Genomic DNA, 23,718 nt, shown 5'->3' on the forward strand with positions numbered 1-23,718 from the left:
TTTATTCACTCAGTTTTGCGAAACCCTGGATTGTTCCGTCATGCGCAACCTTGAAAACCGAAGTCGCTTTATTGCCGTCTACAACGTAATAGCCGTCTTCATTTACGGTTGTTACGGTGGTGGTGCCGCTGGTAGTAACCGTTCCGTTTCTGACCCACAGGTAAACTTTGCCATCTATTTCGGTGATAGCCTGCTCATTGGCATATGCGTAATCGTGTAGTGGCAACCCTTCAATTTTGGTCACTTGTTTTGAAGTCATATCGTAAGTATAGTATTCAAAAATACTTGCGGTAAGGTTAGAGTAGTCGGGTTTCAATGGAACAGTGGTCATTTCAAAATACAATTTTCCGCCTTTTACCAACGCAGTTGCAATGGAGTTTCCTGCTTTCAGCTCTTTTGTGGAGAACACCCAGGTTTTGTCGAAATCGGTTTCTCCTTTTTTGATACGGATAATGGATGAGTTGGAGAATGCTGAGTTTCCTAATCCGGTGCTGTAAAGATACAATGCGCCGTCATCGCCGATCGACCACATTTTGTTGCCCGAAGAGCCCCATCCAATGCTTTTCAAACCATCATATTTGATCGTCTTTTCATATTTGTCTGTTGCCAGGTCTATTACTGCAAATTCAACCGCATTGAAAACGTCGTCTCCATAACCTGCGTTCGCCTTCGTGCCATAGGTGATCCCAACAAATAATTTCCCTTCTTTCGCAGCTATGGTATGCTGGCCTACAACCTGATATTCAACGCCTTCTTTCTTCACTACCGACAAATCCACTTCACCCGTCCGCAACATGGTTGTCGGATTGAATTTCTGTAATTTGAGCGTTCCTCGCGTCACGTCCAGATAGTATCCTGACGTTTCGTTTACAACCAGATATTGGGAAGAACCAGCGATGAAGCCTTCGTCTTTCAGGCTGCCGTCTGCGTTAACTGTGTATTTCTGCAAACCTTCGTCACCAGCCGCATTGGAGCGGTTGAAAAGCCAGTTTTTGAAAGTGCGGAAACCAAATGCACTCGCCACCTGCAACGTTTTAGAGTTGTTGTTTTGAATGCTTCCCGACGGAAGTCCTTCCACCGGCGTGATAAAGCCGGACTCAAAACGGGATGTGGTGGTCATCAATATAAACTTGTCTTTTTCTTCCGGGTTCGGGCTGTCGATGTCATCATCGGATGAGCAGCCGATGAATGTGGAGGCAGCGAAAAAGTAGAACAGATACTTGAATAAAGGGGTTTTCATAACATTGGATTTGATAAAAAACTAAAATTTATTTGAGGGTATAATTAAGTTTCAGGTGTAAGCTGCGTCCGGCATTCTGAATGCGGAAATTGTCGTAAATGCGCGCATTCAGGAAGTTTTTGGCCTGGAAACCAATTGAAAAGCGGTCTCCGCCCGGATGATAGGTAAACCCCGCCGAGTGTAAGCCCTGGTTCGGGATAATGTTGGGTGCATCAAATTTCGCTTTGCCCCACAATCCCAGGAAACCGTCCGGTTCCAGATTTTTGGGCACATAATTCAGATAATATTCCCGCACGAAAGTGAAGTAGTAATACAAGTGGACCTTCCCGTTGCTGCCAATGTGATTAAGGGTGCTGTTCAGCCCCAGGTTGGCAAAGAAGTAAGGTGTATTGCGTAGGCGGGCCTTTTCGGTCTGGCGGTTTTGCGTGTCGAACAGACGGAAATCCTGGTAGGTAAAATTACCGTTCGCGCGCAGCCAGCGGTTCAGCGACACATTCAAATCGGCTTCGAGGCCAATTCCCTTAACATTTTCAACATTTTGATTTTGGGTAAACAAAAAATCGACAGGAACTTTCAGGATAAGGTCTTTGGTAATGCGGTAAAATGTGTTGACTTCCAGGCTGTAAGCATTCCTTCTTTCCGTCCGGAAACCCAGATTCAGGTTGGTGCTTTTTTCGGGTGTTAAAAGGAAGTTGGAACGATGGAAATTTCCGTCACCAAACATTTCATCCTGCTCGGGCAAGCGCGTAGCCGCCTCCGCCGAAAACCGCAAAAAAGTGTTGTCGGTCAATGCGAGTTTCAACGCTTCCGCAATGCCGAAGCTATTCTCGGAAGTAGACCTGTGCGCGCCCAGGGCGGACCCGTAAATGTCAACGTTAATGGTGGATGAGTTATAATGATAGAATTTCGCGATCAGGTTGTTGGTGAGCTTCCCGTTCATAAAAACGGACTGAACGCCGGCTGCTCCGATCACTTTATAATATTTTGCCGGAAGCGATAAAATATCCTGGCCGGTCTGAGGCAATTTCAATCCCATGGGATCTGTTCCCGTGCGTCCAATGTTCGTGGAAACCACATTAAACTCAGCAAGATGATTTTCCGCGACCTGATAGCTCAAATGGGTTCTTGAAGTAAAATAGGAGAATTTAATGTTTGACAAACTGCCTAGCATCGAGATTTCACCCAGGCGTGAAGGGCTGGGAATAAACCTGCCATACCAGTCGTAAGTGCCTCTTGCCGTGTCCACTTGCGCCGTATGAATGTTGCTCGCCGTCAGGAACTGGTCAATGCCAAGCCGGCCGAATTTTTTGCGATAACGAAGCGTGGGAATGACCGAATGCTGCCTGCTCACAGACGCGCCAAACGGCTGCGACATCGTTGCGCCATATTGATTTTGCCTGTTAATGTGAAACCACGTCAGACCCACGCGAAGCTCATCGGCCCAGGGCAGGTTGGTGAGCCCTGCGTAACCTTCTGTGTAGTAATTGGTAAACTGGTTGTGAAATAAGCGCACCGTCGCTGGCGTCCGTGCTGCCGTTTCCTGATCGGTTACAGTCACATCAACCTTATAATTGTTATCCGACCGATTCAGAAATGCATCAGCACCGATAAAAAAATGCTTGGTCGTATCGCTATACAACGCGTTTAACGATGCACGGTGGGTGTTAAACGAAGCAATCTCATAGGAGGCTTCCGCATAGCGGTAAAGCGATTTTTTGGTTACCATATTCACAGCACCGCCCAGCGCGTCGGCGCCTAATGCGGTCGGCAAAACACCTTTGTACACTTCCACGCGTTCGAGCATATTTACCGGCACGAGCGAAATGTTGTAACCTGCGCCCAGATAGTCCAGCGGAATGCCATCGCGGAAATTTTTGATCGCCCGGTCCTGGAACCCGTTCATCATCAGGCCTGAATTGGACCCTAATCCTCCCGTTTGCCGGATGCGTATTCCCGCCGAACGGTTCATGAGCTCAACCAATGAAGAAGGTTGTTGCTGAACGGCCTTTGTATTAATGATTTCAGCCTTAATCGGTCGCAGCTTTGCCTGCTGGGTTTCCGATTGCCCCATAACCTGCACCTCCGACAGCTGGGTTTGGTCGTCCAGCAAAGTAAATGTGATGCTCTTCCTGGCGCCCTTGCGGGCAAGGTTGCGCGTTAGTTTTTTGAAGCCGACATGCTGAATTTCAATGGTGTAAGAATCCATAGGAGGCAATGTCATGCGAAACGCGCCAACACTGTCGGTAAGCGTCCCTTTATCCGTATTCAACACAGTCACAGAAGCGCCCGGAAGGAAATTTCCCTGGCTGTCCTGTACAATTCCTGAAATAACAATGGTTCCCTGGCCAGCCGCTGGTAACTGCGTAAAAAGCAGTATTGTAAATAAAAGTGAATGGACTAGGAGAGATCTTGTCAACTCTGTATAAATTTGTTAATTAAGACTGTTTAAAAATAGATGCAAAGCTACGGTTGGCTAACCTCGGGCGGTTAACGCCATATGCACTTTTAATGACGCTAAAAGCAGGAGTTTCGGATGAAAATTGTTTTGGAAAGTGATCTTATACACACCTCGGAAAGTGATGTTCCCTATTTACAAATGCGTTTTGAAAACTGCGGTTCACATTCCCTGCTATTTTATCCGGGACCGCACAGAAAGTCCAATCAGTTAGAACAGTCTGATCTAAAAAGCATTGACGTTGAATTTTCCCTGAATTTCCTGAGACGCATTCTCCATCAGGATCTCGAAATTCTGCGTGATTTTGGCAAGAACATTGACAAGAACCTTCCCGCCGTCATGGGTAACCGCAGTTTCCCGATTACCAGCGCTATGAAGCAGATCCTGGTGCAAATTATTGAATGCAGCTTTTCAGGCACATTGAAAAGGTTATTTATTGAAGCTAAAGTCATTGAGCTGCTCACATTGCAGATTACACAGATCAATGCATTACCGTCCGGCAAAAGGGTTTTAAAGAAGCTGGACATGGATAAGCTGAACGAAGTAAGGGCGATGTTGCTGGACAACATTCACAATCCGTATTCGATTGAAGAACTTTCCAAGACCGCAGGCATCAACCGCACCAAATTGCAGGAAGGATTTAAGGAATTGTTCGGGACGACAATTTTCGGGTTTATCACTGATATCCGCCTCGAAGAAGCCCGGCAAAGGATACAGGACCAGAGCCATGCAGCTTCCATCGCCGAAATTGCCGCATTGGCGGGATATAAAAACCCGCAGCATTTCACCGCGGCATTCAAACGCAAATACGGTTTTTTGCCCAAAGAGTTAAGAGGATAGCCAAAGACCATCCTGCTTTACAGCAACATGGTCTCTTCTCCTGCCGGTGCTCCGTTTGACTGAGCTTCTATTTCATCGATCATCAATGCCATTTGCTTCCGGTGCTGCTTTAATGTTGATGTATTAAGGTCTGAATTTTCTGCCAGGGCCAGCAGTACATCGTATTCAGCTATGATTTTATGATGCACACCAATGATTTCGGCAAGCGCCAGATCAAAATGTCCTTGTGGGTTTTCAATGTTAATCGTTTTACTGTCTGAATCCAGAATACAGGCATCCCGCATGTGGCATTTGAGCGCATCATAAAAGTTGGCCATTTCCTTTTTGAACAGGGAACACACCATATAATCCTGGCTCAGCAACTTTCTTAGCGAAAACGGAATTTCCTGCCCCATGGTCACGGTCAACATTTTCTGCTGCGTTTTGTAAAGACGCCAGATTTTTATTACCTGCTTAACAATCGCTTTCACGTTTTCCATAATGAATGAATGTTTTGCAGAGACTTACAATAATTGTTCCAAAAATCTTTGATCCTGAATACATTATTGGCCTGGCAAAACAAAATCAATTTCCTTCCACGTGTTTCTTGAAATTGTTGAGAATCGCCTGCCAGCCGTCCTTCTGCATTTCGGCCGGATTGGTTTGTTCAGCGTCGAAAATCTCGGTTACTGTGGTGCTGTCGCCATGATCCGTGAATGTTACCTGCACCTGTCTGCCATCTTCCATAGCATACTCGATCACACTTTCCGGAATTACATTGGAATAAATCCCCCCGAAATCGAAGCTGAAACTGCCGTCTTTGGCAGCCATGGTTGTCCTGAACTTGCCGCCTGTCCGGATATCGTTATCAGCAGACGGCGCATGCCAGTCGTCCGACGCGAAGCACCATTGCGTAATGTGTTCCGGCGCATTGAACTGTTCCCAAACTGTCGCGACAGGCGCATGAACGGTTGTTTCAACGGTGATCTTCTGAGCTGAGGTTTCCATAATCGTCTTGGTTTTCTGGTGAATTAGTATGTTACAAAGTTGAAACAAATCCTTGAAACAGGCAGGTGCCGATTATGACAAAAATGCGGGTGGGTTGCGTCAACTAATTGCTGGTGTGGGTTCGTCGGGTACGATAATTGTTTACCCCATCGCAGAAAGCCGTTCATCAACTCAAAACTTTAAAATCATGAGGAAAAATTATTCATTTCCAAAAGCATTCAAACTCGGGACCGTCCTTACAATGTTGCTCGCGTCGCTGGTTATCAGCTGCAAAGACGGCGATAGCTTGTGGGATTCGGTCATCCCCGAAACCGACGAAGAACCTACTTCCACACAAATAGAAGGTTACGTTTTTTATCCCGCTGTACAAGGTGCGACCGATGCAAACATTGCCCAGCTCCGTGTTCCGGCAGGTTTCAAGATCAACAAATTTGCAGAAGGAGTTGGCAAGCCGAGAATATTGGTGTCGGATGGTGCCGGACACATTTACGCATCCGACCGTGAGGCGGGGATTGTGATGCTGCTCACAGATGCCAACAACGATGGGGTCTCGGATGGGGTAAAAACGGTTGCTACCATTAAACAGGCACACGGACTTTCACTGCATAACGGCAAAATGTACATTATAGCAGTGAATGAATTGTATGTGGCGGATGTGAATGGTGACGGGACGCTGGGAATTCCAAAAATCCTGATCGACGATCTGCCAGATGGTGGCCAGCACCCGAATCGCACGATCGGTTTTGGCCCGGATAACAAAATGTATATTTCAGTAGGCAGCACGTGTAACTCCTGCCCGGAACCGAACCCCGAAAATGGAACGATGCTCCGGGCGGAAGAAGATGGGTCTAATCGCAAAATATTTGCAAAAGGCCTTCGTAATACGATCGGTTATGGCTGGCATCCCGAAACCAATGTGCTTTGGGGAATGGATCACGGCATTGACTGGCTTGGGGATAATGAGCAAAAAGAAGAGGTGAACCAAATTACACAGGGCGCTGATTATGGCTGGCCATACATCTACGGAGAGGGCAAGTACAATCCGGGCGACCGCCCAAAGGGAGATACTACTTACCAGCAATATCTGCAAAAAACGACACTCCCCGCGTTGACTTACCAGGCACATTCTGCGCCTATGGCAATGGCATTTTATTCCGGCTCAATGTTTCCGGGTGAGTACAAAAATGATGCTTTTGTTGCCATGCGTGGTTCATGGAACAGGAGCGAGCCCGTAGGATACAAGATCGTCAGGATGCACTTTGAGGATGGCAAGCCTGTGAGGTTCGATGATTTCGTGACAGGGTTTATTGTGAACAACAACAAAGCGCATTTTGGTCGTTTGGTGGGTGTTACGGTTCACAAAGACGGTTCACTGTTGTTTTCCGATGATACGAACGGTGTTATTTACAGAGTTTCGTACCAATAAAAAAGGGCTGGTCCGAACCTTTGGAACAATTTTTAATAATCTATTGATTGATCAACAACGATAATGAACATGAAACCTGAAATCAGAAGTCTTGCCGGTGGACTGGCGGGTGCCGTAGTCCTCAATATCATTCACGAGGTTGCCAAAAGGGTTTCCTCGAAAGCTCCCAGGATCGATAAAGTCGGTGAAGAAGCATTAACCAAATCGCTTCATGCAGTAGGAGCCTCGGCCCCGACGGGAAACGCGCTGTTTGGCACTACATTAGCAGCAGACCTGGCTAGCAACGCCATGTATTATGCCATGATAGGAAAGGGCTCCAAAGAACATTTAATGCTGCGTGGAGCAGGTTATGGCCTTTTTGCCGGGTTGGGTGCTGTCGGACTTACTCAAAAATTAGGATTAAGCGACAAACCTGTCACCAAAACCACTGAAACAAAAGTGATGACGGTTGCCTGGTATTTGCTGGGAGGCCTGGTAGCGGCGTTTGTGATACAGAAAGTAGGAGATCTGGAAGATTCAAAGGGCAGCATTCTGCCGATTTGAAATAAACATCATACTAAAAAGAATGGCCTTGAATTCACTGATTCAAGGCCATTCTCTTTATATACCCAATCGTTTTTAATTCAATTTCCAACTCGGTCTTTCAAAGTGGCAGGTATATCCGCCGGGATGCTTTTGCAGGTAATCCTGATGTTCCTCTTCTGCGTTCCAGAAATCACCCGCAGGAACCACTTCTGTGACTATTTTTCCTGGCCATACGCCGGATGCTTCCATTTCGGCGATCAATGTTTCTGCAACTTCGCGCTGAGTATCGTCCAGGTAAAAAATAGCTGAACGATAGGAAGTCCCGATATCATTTCCCTGACGGTTTCTCGTCGTCGGATCGTGGATCAGGAAAAAATATTCCAGAAGCGCACGGTAAGTTAGCTTTGCGGGATCAAATACAATCTCAATCCCTTCCGCATGCGTTCCATGATTCCGGTAAGTAGCATTGGGGACATCGCCGCCCGTGTATCCTACAACCGTTGAAATAACGCCTGGCTGTTGTCTGATAAGTTCTTCTACTCCCCAGAAGCAACCACCTGCCAAAATGGCTTTTTCAGTACTCATATATTCTGATTTTAATGTAGCAAATGCACAGTAACAATTCTGCGCTTTTCAATACAGAACAGTTTTTCGACAAGATTAGATCATCCTCCGCCTACTTTTACCTGATCCGGATCTTCATTATAGCCGCCGGAACGGTCGGTCATGTTTTCTGCACTTTTAACATTATCCTGTTCGGTCGGGTCCTGACCGGAAATGCTGTTTTGTGAACGCTCGTGTTCCGGACTTCCGCTTTCAGAACTTTCGCTTTGCGGGTTTTCAGTGCCTGGATTCTGCGTGCCGGATGGTGTATTTCCTGTGCCTGAGGTGAGGTAGGATTCCAAATCGTCCAGCCCTTTTTCCCAGCCATCTTCATGCGGTTTCAAAAATTCCGGTCCGGAAAATCCTTCCTGCACAACTTTTAACTTACTGCCATCTCCCTCGGCGGAGAAGGTAACATTCAATGTATAACCGCTTTCAGATCCTTCATCACTCATATTCCAGACCCATGAATACACCAGCTTTTCATTCGGAACCACTTCACTGTAGGTGCCCGTAATTTCCAAGCCCGAATCGCCGACATGGTATTCCACTGCGCCGCCTTCTTTCAATTCATTTTTGACATCAACAAGTGAAGCGCCCATGGGATGCCACCATTGTTTTAAATGTTCAGCCTCAGTCCACGCTTTGAAAAGCTCCTCTACATTTACATTAAATTGTCGCTCAATTTCAATTACATGTGTTTTTTGCTCCGAATCCATAATCTTTCATTTTTTAGTTTGTTGTAACCGGCATAAGCGCGGCAAGTAGTCGTACTTTATAATAACTGTGCCCGGTTAGGAGCACATGGGTCAGGCTGGCAGGAAAATACTGAATGTTGCGCCCGCACCTTCGTCGCTGGTAACCGTAATGCCGCCGCCATGATTGGCCGCCACGCGTTCACAAATTGCCAGCCCGATCCCAGTGCCTGAGTACTGGCTCCTGCCGTGAAGGCGCTGGAAAAGTTGAAATATCCTGTCCGCATATTGCTGCTCAAAACCGATCCCGTTATCAGAAACATCTATTTGGTGGTATAAATGTGAAGTGCGTATCACTTTCGCAGAAGCGGGCAAATTGGCGTTGGTAATGGTCTTTCCGGTAATCTGTATCACCGGTATCACATTCGGTTTTCTGAATTTCAGTGCATTGCTGATGAGGTTAAGGAACAGCTGGTTCAGCTGCATTTTATCGCCTTCGATAATCGGAAGGTCCTGCACGCTGATCTGAGCGGATGTTTCTGTGATAACCAGTTCCAGATCATTCAAAACCTCATATATAACCTTATTAAGAGATACTTTTTCAATGACCTCATTGTGGGCAGTGATGCGTGAGAACGAAAGCAGGTCTTCGATCAGGTCAGACATCCGTTTGGCCGAACTTTGCATACGCTGCAAGTAGGTTAGGCCATCGCCCAGGCTTTCAGAGTAACGTTTTGCCAGCAAATCGGAAAAGGACTGGATCTTACGCAGCGGTTCCTGCAAATCATGCGAAGCCACATAAGCGAATTGCTGCAAATTCACATTGGACTGTTGAAGCATATGATTGGAATCCGAAAGTTCGTCATTGGTTGCCCTGTATTCCTCATTCAGAGCGGCAAGCTCTTCGTTCATCACTTCCAGCTGTTCCGTCCGCTGCTGCACCTGGGATTCGAGCGTGAGCTTGATCTCCCGCTGTATCGTCACATCCTGTGCGGTGCCGATCATGGTTACCGGCTTACCGGTTTCATCATAAAGCACCCTGCCTTGTGCGTGAAGGACCCTGCCCACGCCCGTTCTTTCAGCAACCATGGCATATTCCATATCGAAATGTCCATCTGAACCCGGCGCAAATGCATGGTTAACTGCTTCAACAACTGCCGGCAGGTCCTCTTTGGAAATACCCGCATACATTTTGTCAAAAGTGATCTCGGCCTCTGTGCCTACACCAAACCATTGTTTCAAACGGTCGGAACAATCAAAAATGCCCGTTGCAAGATCAATGGAGTAGGTGCCCAGCTCGGCAAGTTCGATGGCGCCGCGCAGGAAGGTTTCCGTTTCCTCAATTTTTTTCCGGCTGATCACCTGCTTCGTGAGGTCTGTGGCCACAACGAACACACCGGTAATGTTACCCGCGTTGTCACGCTGAGGCTGGTAAGCCAGGTCCACATAAATGGTCTGAATAACCCCGTCGAGCGCAATATCCACCGACTGCTCTTTGGATACAAACGGCACACCCGTATCAATAACGCCTTGCAGAAGGGCATCAAAACCCTGTCCTTCAATTTCAGGAATGGCTTCCATGAGCGGTTTGCCGATAATGTCCTGAGGATCTCTGCCTACGAGTTTTCCATAGAACGGGTTTGCCATCGTAAAAGTCAGATTATCCTTGTCTATAATCGCAATCCCGACCGGCGATTGCTCAAACAGTTCGAGCAGCTGCATCTGGCTTTGCCGGATGCGTTCTTCCAGGTTGACGCGGTTCGTGACGTCTATGGCAATGTCCAGAATCGCATATACATTGCCATCGCGGTCGTAAACAGGCGAGTAAGTAATGTCATACTTATTATATGTCATCACACCCTGCTGAACGATATTTACCTGCGTCCCAAAGGTTTGAAATGTAACGCCGGTCGTATAAACATCATCCAGGATTTGAAGGAAAGCCTGGTTTTCAAGTTCCGGCATTACTTCACGCAGGGGCAGCCCCACGATGTCAGGTCCCTTTCCTACAATATCGATGAAAGCCTGGTTAGGCATTTCCACGATCAGGTCCCGCCCCACGAACAAACCAATCGCCGCCGGCGCCGATTCGATCACGGTGCGCAAGGTCGCCTCTTTTTCATCCAATGCTTTCTGCGCCTGGGTTTTAGCAGTCGCGTCGTCCACATCATCGGTAATGTCAATAAAACTCCCCAGAAGCCTGGTAATATTATTTGCAGCTGCATGCGATTGCGCCTTGCATAGCACCCAGCGGGGGCTCTGTAAGCCGTTGACAACAGTGCGCAGTTTTATCGAAAATGAATGCGGCGCAGGCTGGTGCAGTGCGTTGGAAATCTCGTTGTGTAATGCGGCTATGTCATCCGGATGGATCTGATCCAGAAGCAGTTGGAGGTCAATGATATCGCTGCTGTGGAGCCTGAAAAGATTTTTTGTCCTGTGGCAAATCCTGATCTTATTAGTCTGAAAGTCAAGTTCCCACGTGCCTATGCCAGCGGACTCCAGGGCGAGATTTAGACGTTGTATTTCTAATGTATTATCGGTATCAAATGAATTAGCCTGGCCTGCCATGATTTGGGATTTAAAAGCAAGATAGTGAGTGCCCGGTTCCCCAGACCTATCGTCCGGCAGAAAAGGGTTATTGAATTGTGGTTACAAAAACACTATGCCAAGATTGTGCACCGGAGAGGCACTATACACCTACACAACAAAAAAATCCGCTGATGTTTTGAAAAATATATTTTTATTTGATTTACTTTGTAACGCAAAGTACTTTTAGTTTACAGTAAATTATCCATCGCTCATGAAAGATCAAATTCTGTTGAATCTCGACAACCCCGGCCAGCTCGAAAGCTTATACCGCGCTGACAAGCCAGCATTCAGGCGCACGTTCAAAACCTTGTATCCCGAATTGCAGGATAATGTCCTCGCGCGTTTCTGGCACGAGCGGCTGAATTTTTCAAATGAAGAAATTTCCTGGGGCAGCAGCAAGGATTTGTTGTTTGTCGTTATTGCATCGTTGTTTGCCGGGCTTATCGCTAAAATACCCGCCCTATTTGCTGTAAATGAAGATTTCTTTTATTCCAGAAACATTGGATTTGTGGTTTTTCCCGCGCTGATGATCTATTTCGCCAGGAAAAATAAGATGGGTTTAGGCAGCGTTGCCATGCTGGCAGGGGCGATGTTCTCGGGATTGGTCTATATCAATCTTTTGCCCGATAGCAAAACCAGCGATACACTGACCCTCTCATGCATTCACCTGGTGCTTTTTCTCTGGTCTGTGTTAAGCTTTGCGTTTGTCGGTGACCGGAGCAATGTTGGAGAGATGCGACTTGGATTTTTAAAATATAACGGCGATGTGGTCGTCATGACCGGCCTGATTTTTATCTCCGGCGGCATCCTGACGGCGATTACCATTAACCTGTTCGCGCTGATCGGGTTTCGCATTGAGGAATTTTATTTCCAGTACATTGGTGTTTTCGGGCTGGCTGCGGCGCCCATTGTTGGCACTTATCTTACACAGACCAATCCCCAACTGGTTGGCAAAGTCTCCCCGGTCATCGCCAAAATTTTCAGTCCGCTCGTGCTGGTGATGCTGGTTGTTTACCTGATTGCGATGGTGTATTCAGGAAAAGATCCTTATAATGACAGGGAGTTTCTGCTGATCTTCAACGCATTGCTAATCGGCGTTATGGCGATTATTTTCTTCTCAGTCGCCGAAACCACCCGGATATCGAAAAGTCAGGCGGAGGTTTGGGTGCTTCTTTTGCTTTCTGTTGTTACGATCATAGTCAATGGCATCGCGCTATCCGCCATTTTGTTCCGCATATCGGAGTGGGGGATCACGCCTAACAGGGCTGCGGTGCTGGGAAGTAATGTGCTGATCCTGATCAATTTGGTGCTTGTTACAGCTCAAATCTACAAAGTGCTGACCCAAAAAACGGACATTACGGAAGTGGGACAAACAATCGGCTACTATTTGCCTGTCTATTTCGTTTGGACCATTATTGTAACATTTGTTTTCCCATTGATTTTTGGGTTTAAATAAGAAAAGCCAGGGATGAAAAAGGTGGTTCTTCATCCCTGGCTTTTCTTATGACTAAAAACACTTGTTAGAAAGGAGAATTTACTGGTCGAACTCAATATCCAGTTTATATCTCTGCAATAATCCTGTCAGGTTAGAGCCGGAGAATTTGGATTGTTTTAATCTGTTTGATGCCGGATCAATATTGAAGTTATGAGCAGTACGGAAATCGGTTTTTTCCAGAATCGAGTCAAAAAATACAGCTCCATGCAGATCGCAATTTTCAAAAGTCGCTTCCGTCAGATCTGCTTGTTCGAAATTGGTGCCGATCAAAGAGCAATTTTTGAAAATCGTTTTATTTAAATTGGTTTCAACGAAATTCGCACGATCCAATACACATTGGTCAAAAGAAAAAGAGAAAATAAACGGATTGCAAACGGAGAAGTTTACATCATTTATTTTACAATTTGAAAACACAACTTCCCGGAAACCTGTGCCTTTTATGGTTGTTTGTGAAAAATCACAATCGGTAAAATTACATTCAATAAAATTGTTGCCGCTCAGGTCGCTGCCGTGGAAATTACAGCGCAAAAATTCGCAATTAATCCAGACGCGTTCTTCTAAATCTTCTTCGGCAATAAATACATTTTCAAAGTGGGCATTCTGGTGGATGGATGGGTCAATAGATAGGTTCATATCGAAGGAATTGAAATATGACATGGCTTTTGAAATCAAGACACTTAACTGTGGGTTTCCCCTAATTTTATTTTAGTTTTAATGATGAAATGGTCTGGATTAATCAGGCAAATTCCTCCTCTTCCGGGAATCTTCGGGTTAATTTTCCAACTGTAAGTCCCTGAACGATAATGGAGAACAGCACAACAAAGTATGTGATGGCCAGGAAAATATCTTTATTCAAATCCTTGTCGATCGAAAGTGCCAGGGCAATGGAAACACCTCCCCGCAAGCCACCCCAAACCAGGATAGCAATCGATTTCTTGCCAAACTTTTTCCTGAACGGAATCAATTTAACAGGAACATAAATGGAAATAAAACGCGATAACAATACGACTACAATTGCAATCATTCCGGCCCAGACATATTGTTTCAGGTCAGGAATAAGCAATAATTCAAATCCGATAATCAGGAACAAAATGGCATTCAGGATTTCATCGATCAATTCCCAGAATTTATCAATGTAATCGCGTTCCATATCGGAAACTGCGCCAGGGTTTTTACCATAATTCCCTACAACAAGTCCGGCTGCAACCATCGCAAGCGGGCCGGACATATGCAGTGCCTGCGCAGCCAAATGCCCACCCATTACAATGGCAAGCGTTATGAGCACATGTACATTATAGCCGTCAACTTTGTAAATCATTTTGGAACCCACAAAACCGAGCGCCAGACCCAGTGCAATTCCGCCCAATGCTTCCTTTATAAAAAGCATGGTAATTCCACTGAACGTGGTGTTGACTTCTTCACCTCTCGCCAGCGCTAGCATTAGTATAAAGATCACCACGGCCATTCCATCATTGAAAAGCGATTCGCCGGCAACTTTGGTTTCGATCGATTTGGGAACGCCGGCCTGTTTCAATATTCCCAGGACCGCAATGGGGTCGGTAGGGGAGATCAAGGCGCCGAAAACAAGACATTGGATGAGGGGAATTTGGATGCCGGTGAAGGGCAGCAGGTAATATGTCAGAAAGCCAATAATGAAAGTGGACATGAGCACGCTCACCGTCGAGAAAATGATAATAGGAAGCCGCTGTTCACGCAGATCCTCCAAGTGAATGTGGATTGCACCGGCGAAAAGCAGGAAATTAAGCATTGCGCCCATCAGGATTTCCGTCAGGTCCACGCTGCCGATCAGGGTGGTAATGCGCAAAAATGTCCTTGGGAAAATCGTGTCCGTAGCGATCAGACCGAGCGAAACGAGCAGGGCAATAACCATTACGCCGATGGATGGCGGTAGTTTGAGAAATCGTGAATTTATGTACGAAAATATAGCCGAAAGGACAATTAAGGCCGAAAATGAATAGTATAACTCCATGCAATAATTTTTAGATTAATCTAAAATAACAAACAATTGACCGCAAATTCAATTCGAAAACTGGTTTAAGGCAAACTCTAATGCTTTTCTAATATTCACTTTGAAGGCGGGCATAACCACTTTTTGGACATTGTTTATTACGTTTACAACCACGAAACCTGACCTTGCTTCCGGCCATCATGAGACAATATTTGCTGCTTTTTTTTCTGATGTTTTTCCTGTTCTCATGCAATGCTAGGAAGCCAAATAACGCTGTTGAATTGAAGGAGCCGCCCGCTTCGAAACAGTCGGGTGCGGAGTTGGCGGCGATGCATTGCAGCCGTTGTCACGCTTTTGTGCCGCCTGCATTATTGGGAAAATCAAACTGGAAAAAGGTGCTTCCGGACATGCACGAGCGCATGGGTCCGATCCTGGCCCATGCTGACTGGCAAAAGATCGAGCAATATTTTATCACCAATGCACCGGATTCCATCGCGCCGCCGATCCGCGCGGGTAAGATCCGAATGGGCTTGAAACATTTTAAATACAGGGAAACGTCGTTCTCGCACCGGCCGGCCATGACTTCCCTGGTGAAAATCCTGCCCGCCAACCGCGGCATCGTATATAGTGATGCGAAAGGCAAAAACAATGTGCTCACTTTCCTGAAACCCGACCTGAGCGAAAATTACAGCATGCGCCTGGAATCAACGCCCATTGACTTTTACGAAAAAGGAGAGGAGTTATACCTGACGATGATCGGAAATGGAATATTTCCCACGGAGGCGCGCGATGGTGCGCTGCAACGACTGACTAAGAACGACTCGGAAAAAGGCTTTAAATCCGGTAACATTGCCATTTCCAATTTGCAGCGGCCTGTTTCAATGGCTTATGATGATTTAAATAAAGACGGCTTTGAAGACGTCGTTGCCTGCGAATTTGGCAATGAATCCGGGCAACTAGCGTGGTTTGAAAATAATGGGAGAGGGGGTTATGACAAACGCATCCTCCGCGAGAAAGCCGGCGCGATTACAGCCATTATCAAAGATGCGAATAACGATGGGTTAATGGACATTTACGCGCTTATGGCGCAGGCCGATGAAGGTGTTTTTCTCTATATCAATCAGGGTGGTGGCAAATTTGAGGAAAAGCGTTTGCTATCCTTTATGCCGCTCAATGGCTCGCAGCATATGGAGCTCGCGGATTTCAATAAGGATGGATTTGACGACATTGTTTACGTCTGCGGCGACAATGCGGATAAAACGCCGATATTAAAGAATTACCACGGCATTTACATTTTCCTGAATGATGGGAAATTAAATTTTAAGCAGGCGTATTTTTATCAATTGAATGGCGCTTACAAGGCCATGGTGCGGGATTATGATCTTGATGGCGACCCGGACATTGCGGCAATTTCCTTTTTCGCGGATTATGCGAGCTATCCGGAAGAGAGTTTTATTTACCTGAAAAATAACGGGAACCTGAAATTCCAAGACTATTCATTTCCGGAAGCGCCGAAAGGACGGTGGATGGTTATGGACGCGGGCGATATGGACGCGGATGGCGACATTGACCTGGTCCTGGGCTCATTTGTGCATTTCCTGCCGCTTGGGGATAAGACGGGATTAGGTAAAAAATGGATTTCGGACGGGCCTTCGGTCATCGTTCTGGAAAATACAATCCGGTAATCCCATCATGTTCAACATTAAAAAAACTTACCGGTTTGCCTAAGTCTGAAATGTCAAACCTAAACAAACCGGTAAGCTTTAAATATCAAACGCTTAACTCATTTACTTTCAACTTTGCCCAACGGCCTTGCATTTTTGCCGGGGCGTTTCTGCAAATCGTCGCCAAGGTCTTCGCGAGCGGCTTCGGCGATCTTTTCCAGCTCCGCTACGATCTCGGGATATTGTGAATAAACATCGTAACGTTCGCCCGGATCGCGGGTCAGGTTGTAAAGTGCGAGCGGGATGGCATGGTCTTCGGGTGCGGGTCCTGGCTGGCCATTCTGGCCGGGTAATGATCCTTCATAAGTGCGTCCGGGATGCGCAAACACCAGTTTCCAGTTATCTTTCCGAACCGCTTCCAGGTTGTTTTTCCGATAGTAGTAAAGGAAATTTTCGCGTGGCTTTTTGGAATCATCACCTTTCAGCAGATCTACGAATTCAATGCCGTCGATCTTTTCCTTTGGCAGCTTCGCGCCGGTTAACCTGGCCAGTGTGGGCAGAATATCAATGTTGGACAGCAACTTATTGGAAATCCTTCCCGCAGGCACAACGCCCGGCCAGCGGATCATGGCCGCCACGCGCTGACCGCCTTCATAGGATGTTCCTTTTCCTTCGCGGAACCCACCTGCCGAACCTGCATGGTCGCCGTAGTTGAGCCAGGGACCATTGTCGCTCGTAAAGATCACGATGGTGTTGTCATCCAGGCCCTGGTCTTTCAGCTCATTCATAATTTGTCCAACCGACCAGTCCAGCTCGCTAAGCACGTCGCCGAAAATGCCGCGCTCGCTCTTTCCTTTAAAATTGGCACTTGCAGCCAGCGGAACATGCGGCATAGGATGTGGCACATAAAGGAAAAATGGCTTCTTTTTGTTTCTCTTAATGAAAGAAACAGCTTTTTCTGTGATCGTTGGCGTGAGGGCACTCGCATCGTTCAGGTCTTTGATCTCCTTCACTTGCTTGTTCCCATCGATCCAGAACAGCGGCGGATACTGCGCTTGCTTCTGCCATGGGTGCAATGGCCACATATCGTGCGAGTAGGGAACGCCATAATATTCGTCGAATCCCTGTTGCTTAGGCAAAAAGATCGAATCGCTTCCCAGATGCCATTTGCCAAAAATTCCGGTTGCATAACCATTGGCTTTCAGCAATTCTGCAATGGTTTCTTCCTGAGGATTCAGCCCGAGTCCTTGTTTCGGCCCGAATGCGCCGTAAACGCCGACGCGATTGGGATAGCAACCCGTAAGCAAAGCCGCGCGGGAAGCACTGCAAACGGCCTGGGCAGCCATGAAATTGGTAAAACGCGTCCCTTCGGCGGCCAGCTTGTCAATGTTCGGTGTTTCGTAGCCCAATGCGCCGGTCACGGTCAGATCGCCATAACCCAGATCGTCGATAAAGAATAGTACAATGTTGGGCGTTTTGGCTGCCGGCTTGGGAGCCATGGCCACAAGGAACGCAGCCAAACTCAAAACAAGAAAGGGTAAGCCAATGAATTTTATTTTTTTATTAAACTGCATATTACCAGCCGGGGTTTTGGGTTAATGATGGATTTAAATCTCGCTCTTTTTGCGGAATTGGCCATAAATAATGACGGCTTGCATCGAATGTTTTGTTCACCGCAACCACTTCAACCGTTTTGAGAGCACCGCTTGCATCTTTATAAGTGATGCCATAAACAGGACCCGGCATTACTTTTTCGGCTGTTTTCCAGCGGCGGATATCAAACAAATGCTGTCCCTCAAAAGCCAGTTCCACAGTCCTTTCCCGACGCACAATGTTTCTCATTTCCGCTTGTGCGGCGATTTTTACAGCAGGCTGTTTGACGTCTGCCCTGCCGTTTCGTACGAGGTTAAGGGCAGTAAGAACGCTCGCATCAATTTGTCCCAATTCTATTTTTGCTTCGGCGTAAGTCAGTAAAACTTCCGCATAACGCAGCAGGATAATGTTGATTCCACTGTTCACAGGATTCGCGAAATCATCGGCCAAAACATATTTTTTAATGTTGAAACCGGTTGTTGAAGCAATGTAGGTGCTGCCGATCGCATCCGCCGTTCCGCTGTTGGGCGCGGGTTTGAAAGCAATTCCGCTGGGCAGAATATCGCCTTCCAAGAACACTGAAAACTTCAATCGGGGATCGCGGTTCACATAGGGCGTTGCTGGATTGTAACCGCTGGTGGCATCCGTAATGAGCTTTCCGGCAGTAGTTTCGTACGTATCCACAAGCGCCTTGGTAGGCACATACGTGCTCTGGCTGTTTTTCTGGCTGTATGGTGCCAGAAGCGGGAACACATTGATCGGGTAATTGTCTTTGATAAATTGTCTGTCAAACAAAATCTCTTTATTGTTCTCTGCGGCGTAGGTAAATAGTTTTTCGTAAGAACTATACAATTCATATGTCCCTGATTTGATCACCACATCCGCTTCCGCAGCCGCTTTTTCGTGACGGCCTGCGTACAAGCTCGCTCGCGCAGCCAGTCCCAGCGCCGCGCCTTTGGTCACTCTTCCATTGTCCGAAGCAGGATAAGTAGCTGGTAGTAATGCAGCCGCTTCGTTGAGTTCCTTGTCAATAAAGTCCCAGATTTCAGCCACCGGTTTGTTTGCCAGCGCCCTCGATTCATCGATCGTGATGGAGGTTGTTACCAGCGGAACATTGCCGTATAAGCCAGCCAGTTTAATGTATTGGTAAGCGCGCAAAACCTTCGCTTCGCCTTTCAGCTGGTTGATCAAAGCCGTGTTGCCGGATGGCACTCTGTCCACATTTTCGAGGAAATAGGACGTTGCGCGGATGCCCCGGTAAGCGCGTTTCCACTCATTGTAAATTTTCGAGCTCGTTCCGTCGTAAGTGCCCAGCTCCACGTAAGCCTGCACATCAAAATTCTGGTTCGTATGCGCGATCTCGGTCAATGCGTCCCAGCTGATAATGTTGGTGCTGTCCAAATCCGTATACAACGCATTGACAGCCAGCTTTGCATCTGTTTCAGTGGTCCAGAAAACATCCACTGACAGCCTGTCGTTCGGGAAAGTTTCGAGCAGGTTATTGTCGCAGGAAACCAGCAGGCCGGATGAGGCGATTAAGCCGGTAATGATATATTTTAATGTATTTGTTTTCATAATTTTCAGGTCAGCTTTGCGAATAATGATCAGAATTGAAGGTTTAAACCCGCTGTATACAAGGCAGTTTGCGGGAAGTAAACCGCGCGGCCGGACGGAGCTTCCGGATCCAGGTTCCATTCATTCAGTTTGGAAATGGTGAAAACATTGGTCGCCGAAACGTACACCCTGATTTTACTCAAACGGATTTTCTGAGATACAACCGATGGCACATTGTAAGCCAGCTGCACGTTTTTCAGGCGCAGGTAGGAACCATTCAAAACCAGGCGGTCCGAAGTTGCCACATTTCTCAGATCGAATTTAACAGGACGCGGGAAACGGGCATCGGTGCGTTCGGGTGTCCAGTAATTGTTGGTATAAATTTCATGCGTAAAACCTTCCTGATTTCCCATTTCAGCCAATGCACCCGCCAGGCGTGAATCCACTTTTGCTGCGCCCTGGAAAAGAATGTTGAGGTCAAAATTCTTGTATGAAAAATCCGCATTGAGGCCGAATGTGTATTTCGGGAATGAATTTCCAATGGCAGTCATATCATTCGCATCGATCTTCCCGTCGCCGTTCAGGTCCACATATTTCACGTCACCGGGTTTGGTGTTAGCCGCATAAGTGGCTTTGTATTCAGCAATTTCCTGTTCGGATTGAAACAAGCCGTCTGTTTTGTAACCCCAAAGTGTGTTGATCGGCAGGCCTTTTTTGATAATGTAACGCGGGTCAATGTCAGAGCCGGTCAGGTAGGGGCCGGTTCCTTTCAAATCCGTTACCAGGTTTTCATTAATGCTTAAATTTCCACCGACATTATAGCGGAAACCACCAGTCGTTGGCGTTCCGCGATAATTCAGACTAAATTCCCAGCCTTTGTTTTGAACCGACCCTGCATTTTGTGGCGGGGCAGTCAAACCAATGGCTGCCGGAATGTCGAGGTTAAGCAGAATGTCATCGGTTTCTTTATTGTAATAATCAACCGTCAAATTCAGTTTTCTTTGGAAAAATGCTGCGTCCAAACCAATGTCAAGCTGCGTGGTCGACTCCCATCCCAGGTTCGTATTCGCCAAAGTATTCTGGCGATAACCCTGCACCGGCAGGCCACCGAAGCTGTAACCATTGGCTGTAAGCGCAGCATAATAGCTGTACAAATCCACCGACTGGTTGCCGGTAATTCCCCATGATCCCCTGAATTTCAAATCATTTACCGTGTTTTCAAGTCCCTGCCAGAATTTTTCCTTCGAGATCCGCCATCCTGCGGAGAATGAAGGGAAGAAACTGTATTGCTTCGCGCCCGTAAACTTGGAAGATCCGTCGTAGCGGCCATTCACTTCCAGCAAATATTTGCCGTCATAATCATAGTTAACCCGGCCAAAAAATGATCTCAAACCATATTCCGCATCTCTTCCGGTGTTGGTTTTAGTCCCGTCATTCGCGCCCTGACCGATAGACCCAATGCCATTATTGTAAAAACGCTCGCGGTAAGCCGAAAGGAATGTTTGCGTGTTGCCGATTTGCGAGTAACCCACCAATGCTTTCAGGCTATGGCTGCCAAAAGCTTTTTCGTAAGTCAGCAAGTTGTTGATCGTGTATTCCCGAAGCGTATTGCGGATTTCGTAGAGGCTGTTGTTTGCGATGGTCTTGGTAATGTTGGTGTTTTTGTCGGTGTTTACGTACGAATTCGTGTAGTTTTTCTGCTGCGTATAGAGCCCGCGACCGGCGATCTGGGTTGAGAAAACGAGTCCTTCCGCAAGCTCAAATTCACCTTTGATATAACCTGCCAGATAATCTGTTTTTTGCTTGGATTGTCCGCCTATCTCGATGAACATCAGCGGGTTATTTCCCTGCGTGCTCAGTCCATAAGTGCCGTCGGGATATTTGGGGACAGCCCAAAGCGAGCCGTGAAAGAAGTTGTTAAGGGGTGCAGTCACCTGGCCAGTTGAGGCATCCGTGTTCGTCGTTGGGTTTTCGGTGCTCGTTGTGCGGTAGTTAATGTCAGCGCTCACGCGGATCCTTTTGGAAACATCATAATCCGTATTCAGCCTGAACTCACCGATTTTGTTACCAAAATTTTTGATCACCCCTTCCTGATCCTGGTAGCGAACGCTCAACCGCGTACGCAAAGCTTCGGTTCCACCTGCAATGGACAACGCGTGATTGTGCTGAGGCGCAGTGCGTAACAATGTTTCAAACCAGGTGTTGGGCAAAGGATATTTCTCGCGGTCCGTCGCGTTCACATAAGCCTGAATCGATTCTTCGGTAAAACGCGCCGGAACGGCTGAGCCAGCATTGGTATAAGCCGCCACCTGCTCACGCATATAAGCTTCCAATCCCATCATTTTAGGCACATTGTTCGATTTTTGCAGCGCATAGTATCCATGGTAATCCACCTGCACTTTGCTGCCTTTCGCTCTTTTTGTGGTGATCAACACAACACCATTCGTCGCGCGTGAACCGTAAATCGCTGTTGAAGCTGCATCTTTCAATATGGAGACAGATTCAATGTCGTCGGGACTAATGTCGCTTAGTTGTTGCTCAATGCCATCGACAATCACCAATGCGTCATTCTTGCCTAAGTCATAGCCGCTTGTGCTGCTGCCGTTTATATTGAATGTCGTGATCCCGCGCACGCGAATGGTCGCATTCGATTTCCCAGGCGATCCACCCAGATCCTGCACTGCAACGCCGGGCATTAAGCCCTGGAACGATTGCTGAATGTTGGAAACCGGCCTGCGCGCCACGTCTTCACCTTTAATGGTGGAAACCGAGTTGGTCAGGCTGTTTCTTTTCTGCGTTCCATATCCTACAACCACGAGTTCGTCCAGTTGCTTCGTGTCCGCAGCCAGTTGCAGATCAATGACGCTCCGGCCTTTCACCGCCGACTCCTGGGTAACGTACCCGATGCCTGAGAAAACAAGGACCGCATCGGTCGGAGCGCTGAGCTCATACTTTCCTTCCGCGTCCGTAGTCGTGCCGGTAAGGGTGTTTTTAACAACAATGTTAACCCCCGGCAAACCGGTTTTGTCAGCGGCGGATGTCACGGTCCCTTTCACGGTAACATTTTGGGCCAGCGCTTGCAAGCCGGTCAGAATGAATGCAGAAAAGAAAACCCATCCCCGGAAAATCAGGATTGATTTTGATAAATTTTTTAACATTTTAAACAGTGGATTTTGATGAATAAGGAAGTTGGTGGCTGTAATATTTTAATTTTCGAGGACAAATGTAATGGACAGAATACATAATCTATTAGTTTAATAGACAAATTAAATCTGTGAGTGGTTTTTTGGTAAGAAAATCACATTTTAAATTAAAATAGAGCTAGAATATTTCTTACAAATTGTGAAACAGTTTCACAATTTGTATATTTAGGAAATCACTGAACACATACTATACGAATGAGCAAAACCAGGAAAGAAAAATTAGTTGAGGAGCTTAGAATGATCATTGACGAAGCTGAAAATCTGCTAATTAATACTCCCGAGGATGTTACTGCGGGAGAATATCAACAGACGATTGAAAGGATCAAACATCTCCGGGAAACCTTGAATAATGTTTTGAAAATGTAAAATCAAGGGGTGCCTCATAGAAATTTAATGTTTGCGTCCCAAAAATTGAAAACTGAAATGGAAACGATAAAACAGAAAGGAACCGTTTTTACGGAAGTGAATAGCAAGCTTGATCATGTGGAATCCATGTTGATGGACTTCACAAACAGCAAACTTGTTATAATGGACAAAGAATATCGTCTTCGAGACTGGATGACATTGTCTGACTATTGCAAAAAATACAACATTAAACCGTCGCGGCTTTCCAATTGGATAGAAAGGGGAGTGGTCCCTGCCGTCAGTGTGATCGTTATTCCGGAGCTTAACGGATTGAAATTGATTAAGGATCAGGAATTTATGGCTCGGTCCTATAAGGCCCGGGCCGATGTCGGTGCTGCTGTTTAGATATTTTAATTGTGAGTTTTAGCTCTTTTGAATCTGTGGGTTGAAACCCACAGCCAAAAAATGGGTCGAGCCTCTGGCTCTTTTCGATGTTACCGAAAAGAGCCAGAGGCAAGACCCCATAAATTGCAGC

Annotated in this window: 19 protein-coding genes; 7 read left to right on the forward strand and 12 right to left on the reverse strand. The window is 46.7% G+C overall.

The genetic code is table 11. From position 1 onward, the window contains the following. Position 1 precedes the first annotated feature (1 nt). Together L0659_RS14275 and L0659_RS14280 are read right to left on the reverse strand one after the other, a co-directional pair. Positions 2-1,240 (reverse strand): hypothetical protein, encoded by a 1,239-nt coding sequence (locus L0659_RS14275; protein ID WP_235126808.1) that lies wholly within the window; start codon positions 1,238-1,240, stop codon positions 2-4. A 28-nt stretch (positions 1,241-1,268) separates the two neighbouring features. Further along, entirely contained in the window at positions 1,269-3,656 is a 2,388-nt protein-coding gene (locus tag L0659_RS14280) for a TonB-dependent receptor (RefSeq protein ID WP_235126809.1), read from the reverse strand. Between the two features lie 117 nt (positions 3,657-3,773). Here L0659_RS14280 and L0659_RS14285 point away from each other — a divergent pair, with 117 nt between their 5' ends. Then, the gene (locus L0659_RS14285) at positions 3,774-4,535 is read left to right on the forward strand and encodes a helix-turn-helix transcriptional regulator (protein ID WP_235126811.1); all 762 of its coding nucleotides are present in this window, start codon (positions 3,774-3,776) and stop codon (positions 4,533-4,535) included. Positions 4,536-4,552: 17 nt separating this feature from the next. Here the strand turns inward: L0659_RS14285 and L0659_RS14290 are convergent, their stop codons facing one another. After that, positions 4,553-5,014 carry a hypothetical protein gene (locus L0659_RS14290; RefSeq protein WP_235126812.1) on the reverse strand — a complete coding sequence of 154 codons (462 nt, stop codon included), beginning with the start codon at positions 5,012-5,014 and terminating at the stop codon, positions 4,553-4,555. Between the two features lie 85 nt (positions 5,015-5,099). Further along, on the reverse strand, positions 5,100-5,522 hold the full coding sequence (locus L0659_RS14295; RefSeq protein ID WP_235126813.1) for an SRPBCC family protein: 423 nt from the start codon (positions 5,520-5,522) through the stop codon (positions 5,100-5,102). Between the two features lie 187 nt (positions 5,523-5,709). On the opposite strand from L0659_RS14295, the gene L0659_RS14300 reads away from it, so the two are divergent. Both L0659_RS14300 and L0659_RS14305 read left to right on the forward strand, forming a co-directional pair. Beyond that, positions 5,710-6,948 carry a sorbosone dehydrogenase family protein gene (locus L0659_RS14300; protein ID WP_235126814.1) on the forward strand — a complete coding sequence of 413 codons (1,239 nt, stop codon included), beginning with the start codon at positions 5,710-5,712 and terminating at the stop codon, positions 6,946-6,948. Between the two features lie 69 nt (positions 6,949-7,017). Next, a complete protein-coding gene (locus L0659_RS14305) occupies positions 7,018-7,491 on the forward strand; it encodes a hypothetical protein (protein ID WP_235126815.1) in 474 nt (157 codons plus the stop codon). 75 nt (positions 7,492-7,566) lie between these two features. On the opposite strand, the gene msrA is transcribed toward L0659_RS14305, so the two are convergent. From msrA to L0659_RS14320, 3 genes are all read right to left on the reverse strand, one after another. Further along, positions 7,567-8,058: a peptide-methionine (S)-S-oxide reductase MsrA gene (gene msrA, locus L0659_RS14310; RefSeq protein WP_235126816.1), complete on the reverse strand. Its 492-nt coding sequence runs from the start codon at positions 8,056-8,058 to the stop codon at positions 7,567-7,569. An 80-nt stretch (positions 8,059-8,138) separates the two neighbouring features. Beyond that, positions 8,139-8,795: an SRPBCC domain-containing protein gene (locus L0659_RS14315; RefSeq protein ID WP_235126817.1), complete on the reverse strand. Its 657-nt coding sequence runs from the start codon at positions 8,793-8,795 to the stop codon at positions 8,139-8,141. Positions 8,796-8,885: 90 nt separating this feature from the next. After that, entirely contained in the window at positions 8,886-11,339 is a 2,454-nt protein-coding gene (locus L0659_RS14320; RefSeq protein WP_235126818.1) for a PAS domain S-box protein, read from the reverse strand. Between the two features lie 232 nt (positions 11,340-11,571). On the opposite strand from L0659_RS14320, the gene L0659_RS14325 reads away from it, so the two are divergent. Next, positions 11,572-12,816, forward strand: a complete 1,245-nt coding sequence (locus L0659_RS14325; RefSeq protein ID WP_235126819.1) for a hypothetical protein — start codon at positions 11,572-11,574, stop codon at positions 12,814-12,816. A 78-nt stretch (positions 12,817-12,894) separates the two neighbouring features. On the opposite strand, the gene L0659_RS14330 is transcribed toward L0659_RS14325, so the two are convergent. Both L0659_RS14330 and L0659_RS14335 read right to left on the reverse strand, forming a co-directional pair. Further along, entirely contained in the window at positions 12,895-13,488 is a 594-nt protein-coding gene (locus L0659_RS14330) for a pentapeptide repeat-containing protein (protein WP_235126820.1), read from the reverse strand. 103 nt (positions 13,489-13,591) lie between these two features. After that, positions 13,592-14,845, reverse strand: a complete 1,254-nt coding sequence (locus L0659_RS14335; RefSeq protein WP_235126822.1) for a sodium:proton antiporter — start codon at positions 14,843-14,845, stop codon at positions 13,592-13,594. A gap of 179 nt (positions 14,846-15,024) precedes the next feature. Between L0659_RS14335 and L0659_RS14340 the strand changes: the two genes are divergently transcribed. Next, entirely contained in the window at positions 15,025-16,509 is a 1,485-nt protein-coding gene (locus L0659_RS14340) for an FG-GAP-like repeat-containing protein (RefSeq protein WP_235126824.1), read from the forward strand. A 98-nt stretch (positions 16,510-16,607) separates the two neighbouring features. Here the strand turns inward: L0659_RS14340 and L0659_RS14345 are convergent, their stop codons facing one another. The 3 genes from L0659_RS14345 to L0659_RS14355 form a co-directional block, all read right to left on the reverse strand. Further along, positions 16,608-17,987, reverse strand: coding sequence for a sulfatase (locus L0659_RS14345; protein ID WP_235126873.1), 1,380 nt, complete (start codon positions 17,985-17,987; stop codon positions 16,608-16,610). Positions 17,988-18,063: 76 nt separating this feature from the next. After that, positions 18,064-19,656 carry a RagB/SusD family nutrient uptake outer membrane protein gene (locus tag L0659_RS14350; RefSeq protein ID WP_235126826.1) on the reverse strand — a complete coding sequence of 531 codons (1,593 nt, stop codon included), beginning with the start codon at positions 19,654-19,656 and terminating at the stop codon, positions 18,064-18,066. 29 nt (positions 19,657-19,685) lie between these two features. Then, complete coding sequence (locus tag L0659_RS14355) at positions 19,686-22,793, reverse strand: TonB-dependent receptor (RefSeq protein WP_235126827.1); 3,108 nt, start codon at positions 22,791-22,793, stop codon at positions 19,686-19,688. Positions 22,794-23,033: 240 nt separating this feature from the next. Here L0659_RS14355 and L0659_RS14360 point away from each other — a divergent pair, with 240 nt between their 5' ends. Further along, positions 23,034-23,204, forward strand: coding sequence for a hypothetical protein (locus L0659_RS14360; RefSeq protein WP_235126828.1), 171 nt, complete (start codon positions 23,034-23,036; stop codon positions 23,202-23,204). A 57-nt stretch (positions 23,205-23,261) separates the two neighbouring features. Beyond that, the gene (locus L0659_RS14365; protein ID WP_235126829.1) at positions 23,262-23,588 is read left to right on the forward strand and encodes a hypothetical protein; all 327 of its coding nucleotides are present in this window, start codon (positions 23,262-23,264) and stop codon (positions 23,586-23,588) included. The last annotated feature ends 130 nt before the right edge of the window (positions 23,589-23,718 follow it).

It is taken from the genome of Dyadobacter sp. CY347 (assembly GCF_021502655.1).
In the GTDB taxonomy this organism is placed as follows: Bacteria; Bacteroidota; Bacteroidia; order Cytophagales; family Spirosomataceae; genus Dyadobacter.

Coding starts and splice junctions, on each gene's coding strand:
- L0659_RS14335 (WP_235126822.1), bottom strand. CDS start 14,845: ATGGAGTTATACTATTCATTTTCGGCCTTAATTGTCCTTTCGGCTATA.
- L0659_RS14365 (WP_235126829.1), top strand. CDS start 23,262: ATGGAAACGATAAAACAGAAAGGAACCGTTTTTACGGAAGTGAATAGC.
- L0659_RS14285 (WP_235126811.1), top strand. CDS start 3,774: ATGAAAATTGTTTTGGAAAGTGATCTTATACACACCTCGGAAAGTGAT.
- L0659_RS14350 (WP_235126826.1), bottom strand. CDS start 19,656: ATGAAAACAAATACATTAAAATATATCATTACCGGCTTAATCGCCTCA.
- L0659_RS14340 (WP_235126824.1), top strand. CDS start 15,025: ATGAGACAATATTTGCTGCTTTTTTTTCTGATGTTTTTCCTGTTCTCA.
- L0659_RS14320 (WP_235126818.1), bottom strand. CDS start 11,339: ATGGCAGGCCAGGCTAATTCATTTGATACCGATAATACATTAGAAATA.
- L0659_RS14305 (WP_235126815.1), top strand. CDS start 7,018: ATGAAACCTGAAATCAGAAGTCTTGCCGGTGGACTGGCGGGTGCCGTA.
- L0659_RS14275 (WP_235126808.1), bottom strand. CDS start 1,240: ATGAAAACCCCTTTATTCAAGTATCTGTTCTACTTTTTCGCTGCCTCC.
- L0659_RS14290 (WP_235126812.1), bottom strand. CDS start 5,014: ATGGAAAACGTGAAAGCGATTGTTAAGCAGGTAATAAAAATCTGGCGT.
- L0659_RS14300 (WP_235126814.1), top strand. CDS start 5,710: ATGAGGAAAAATTATTCATTTCCAAAAGCATTCAAACTCGGGACCGTC.
- L0659_RS14315 (WP_235126817.1), bottom strand. CDS start 8,795: ATGGATTCGGAGCAAAAAACACATGTAATTGAAATTGAGCGACAATTT.
- L0659_RS14295 (WP_235126813.1), bottom strand. CDS start 5,522: ATGGAAACCTCAGCTCAGAAGATCACCGTTGAAACAACCGTTCATGCG.
- L0659_RS14360 (WP_235126828.1), top strand. CDS start 23,034: ATGAGCAAAACCAGGAAAGAAAAATTAGTTGAGGAGCTTAGAATGATC.
- L0659_RS14345 (WP_235126873.1), bottom strand. CDS start 17,987: ATGGCTCCCAAGCCGGCAGCCAAAACGCCCAACATTGTACTATTCTTT.
- L0659_RS14355 (WP_235126827.1), bottom strand. CDS start 22,793: ATGTTAAAAAATTTATCAAAATCAATCCTGATTTTCCGGGGATGGGTT.
- L0659_RS14325 (WP_235126819.1), top strand. CDS start 11,572: ATGAAAGATCAAATTCTGTTGAATCTCGACAACCCCGGCCAGCTCGAA.
- L0659_RS14330 (WP_235126820.1), bottom strand. CDS start 13,488: ATGAACCTATCTATTGACCCATCCATCCACCAGAATGCCCACTTTGAA.
- msrA (WP_235126816.1), bottom strand. CDS start 8,058: ATGAGTACTGAAAAAGCCATTTTGGCAGGTGGTTGCTTCTGGGGAGTA.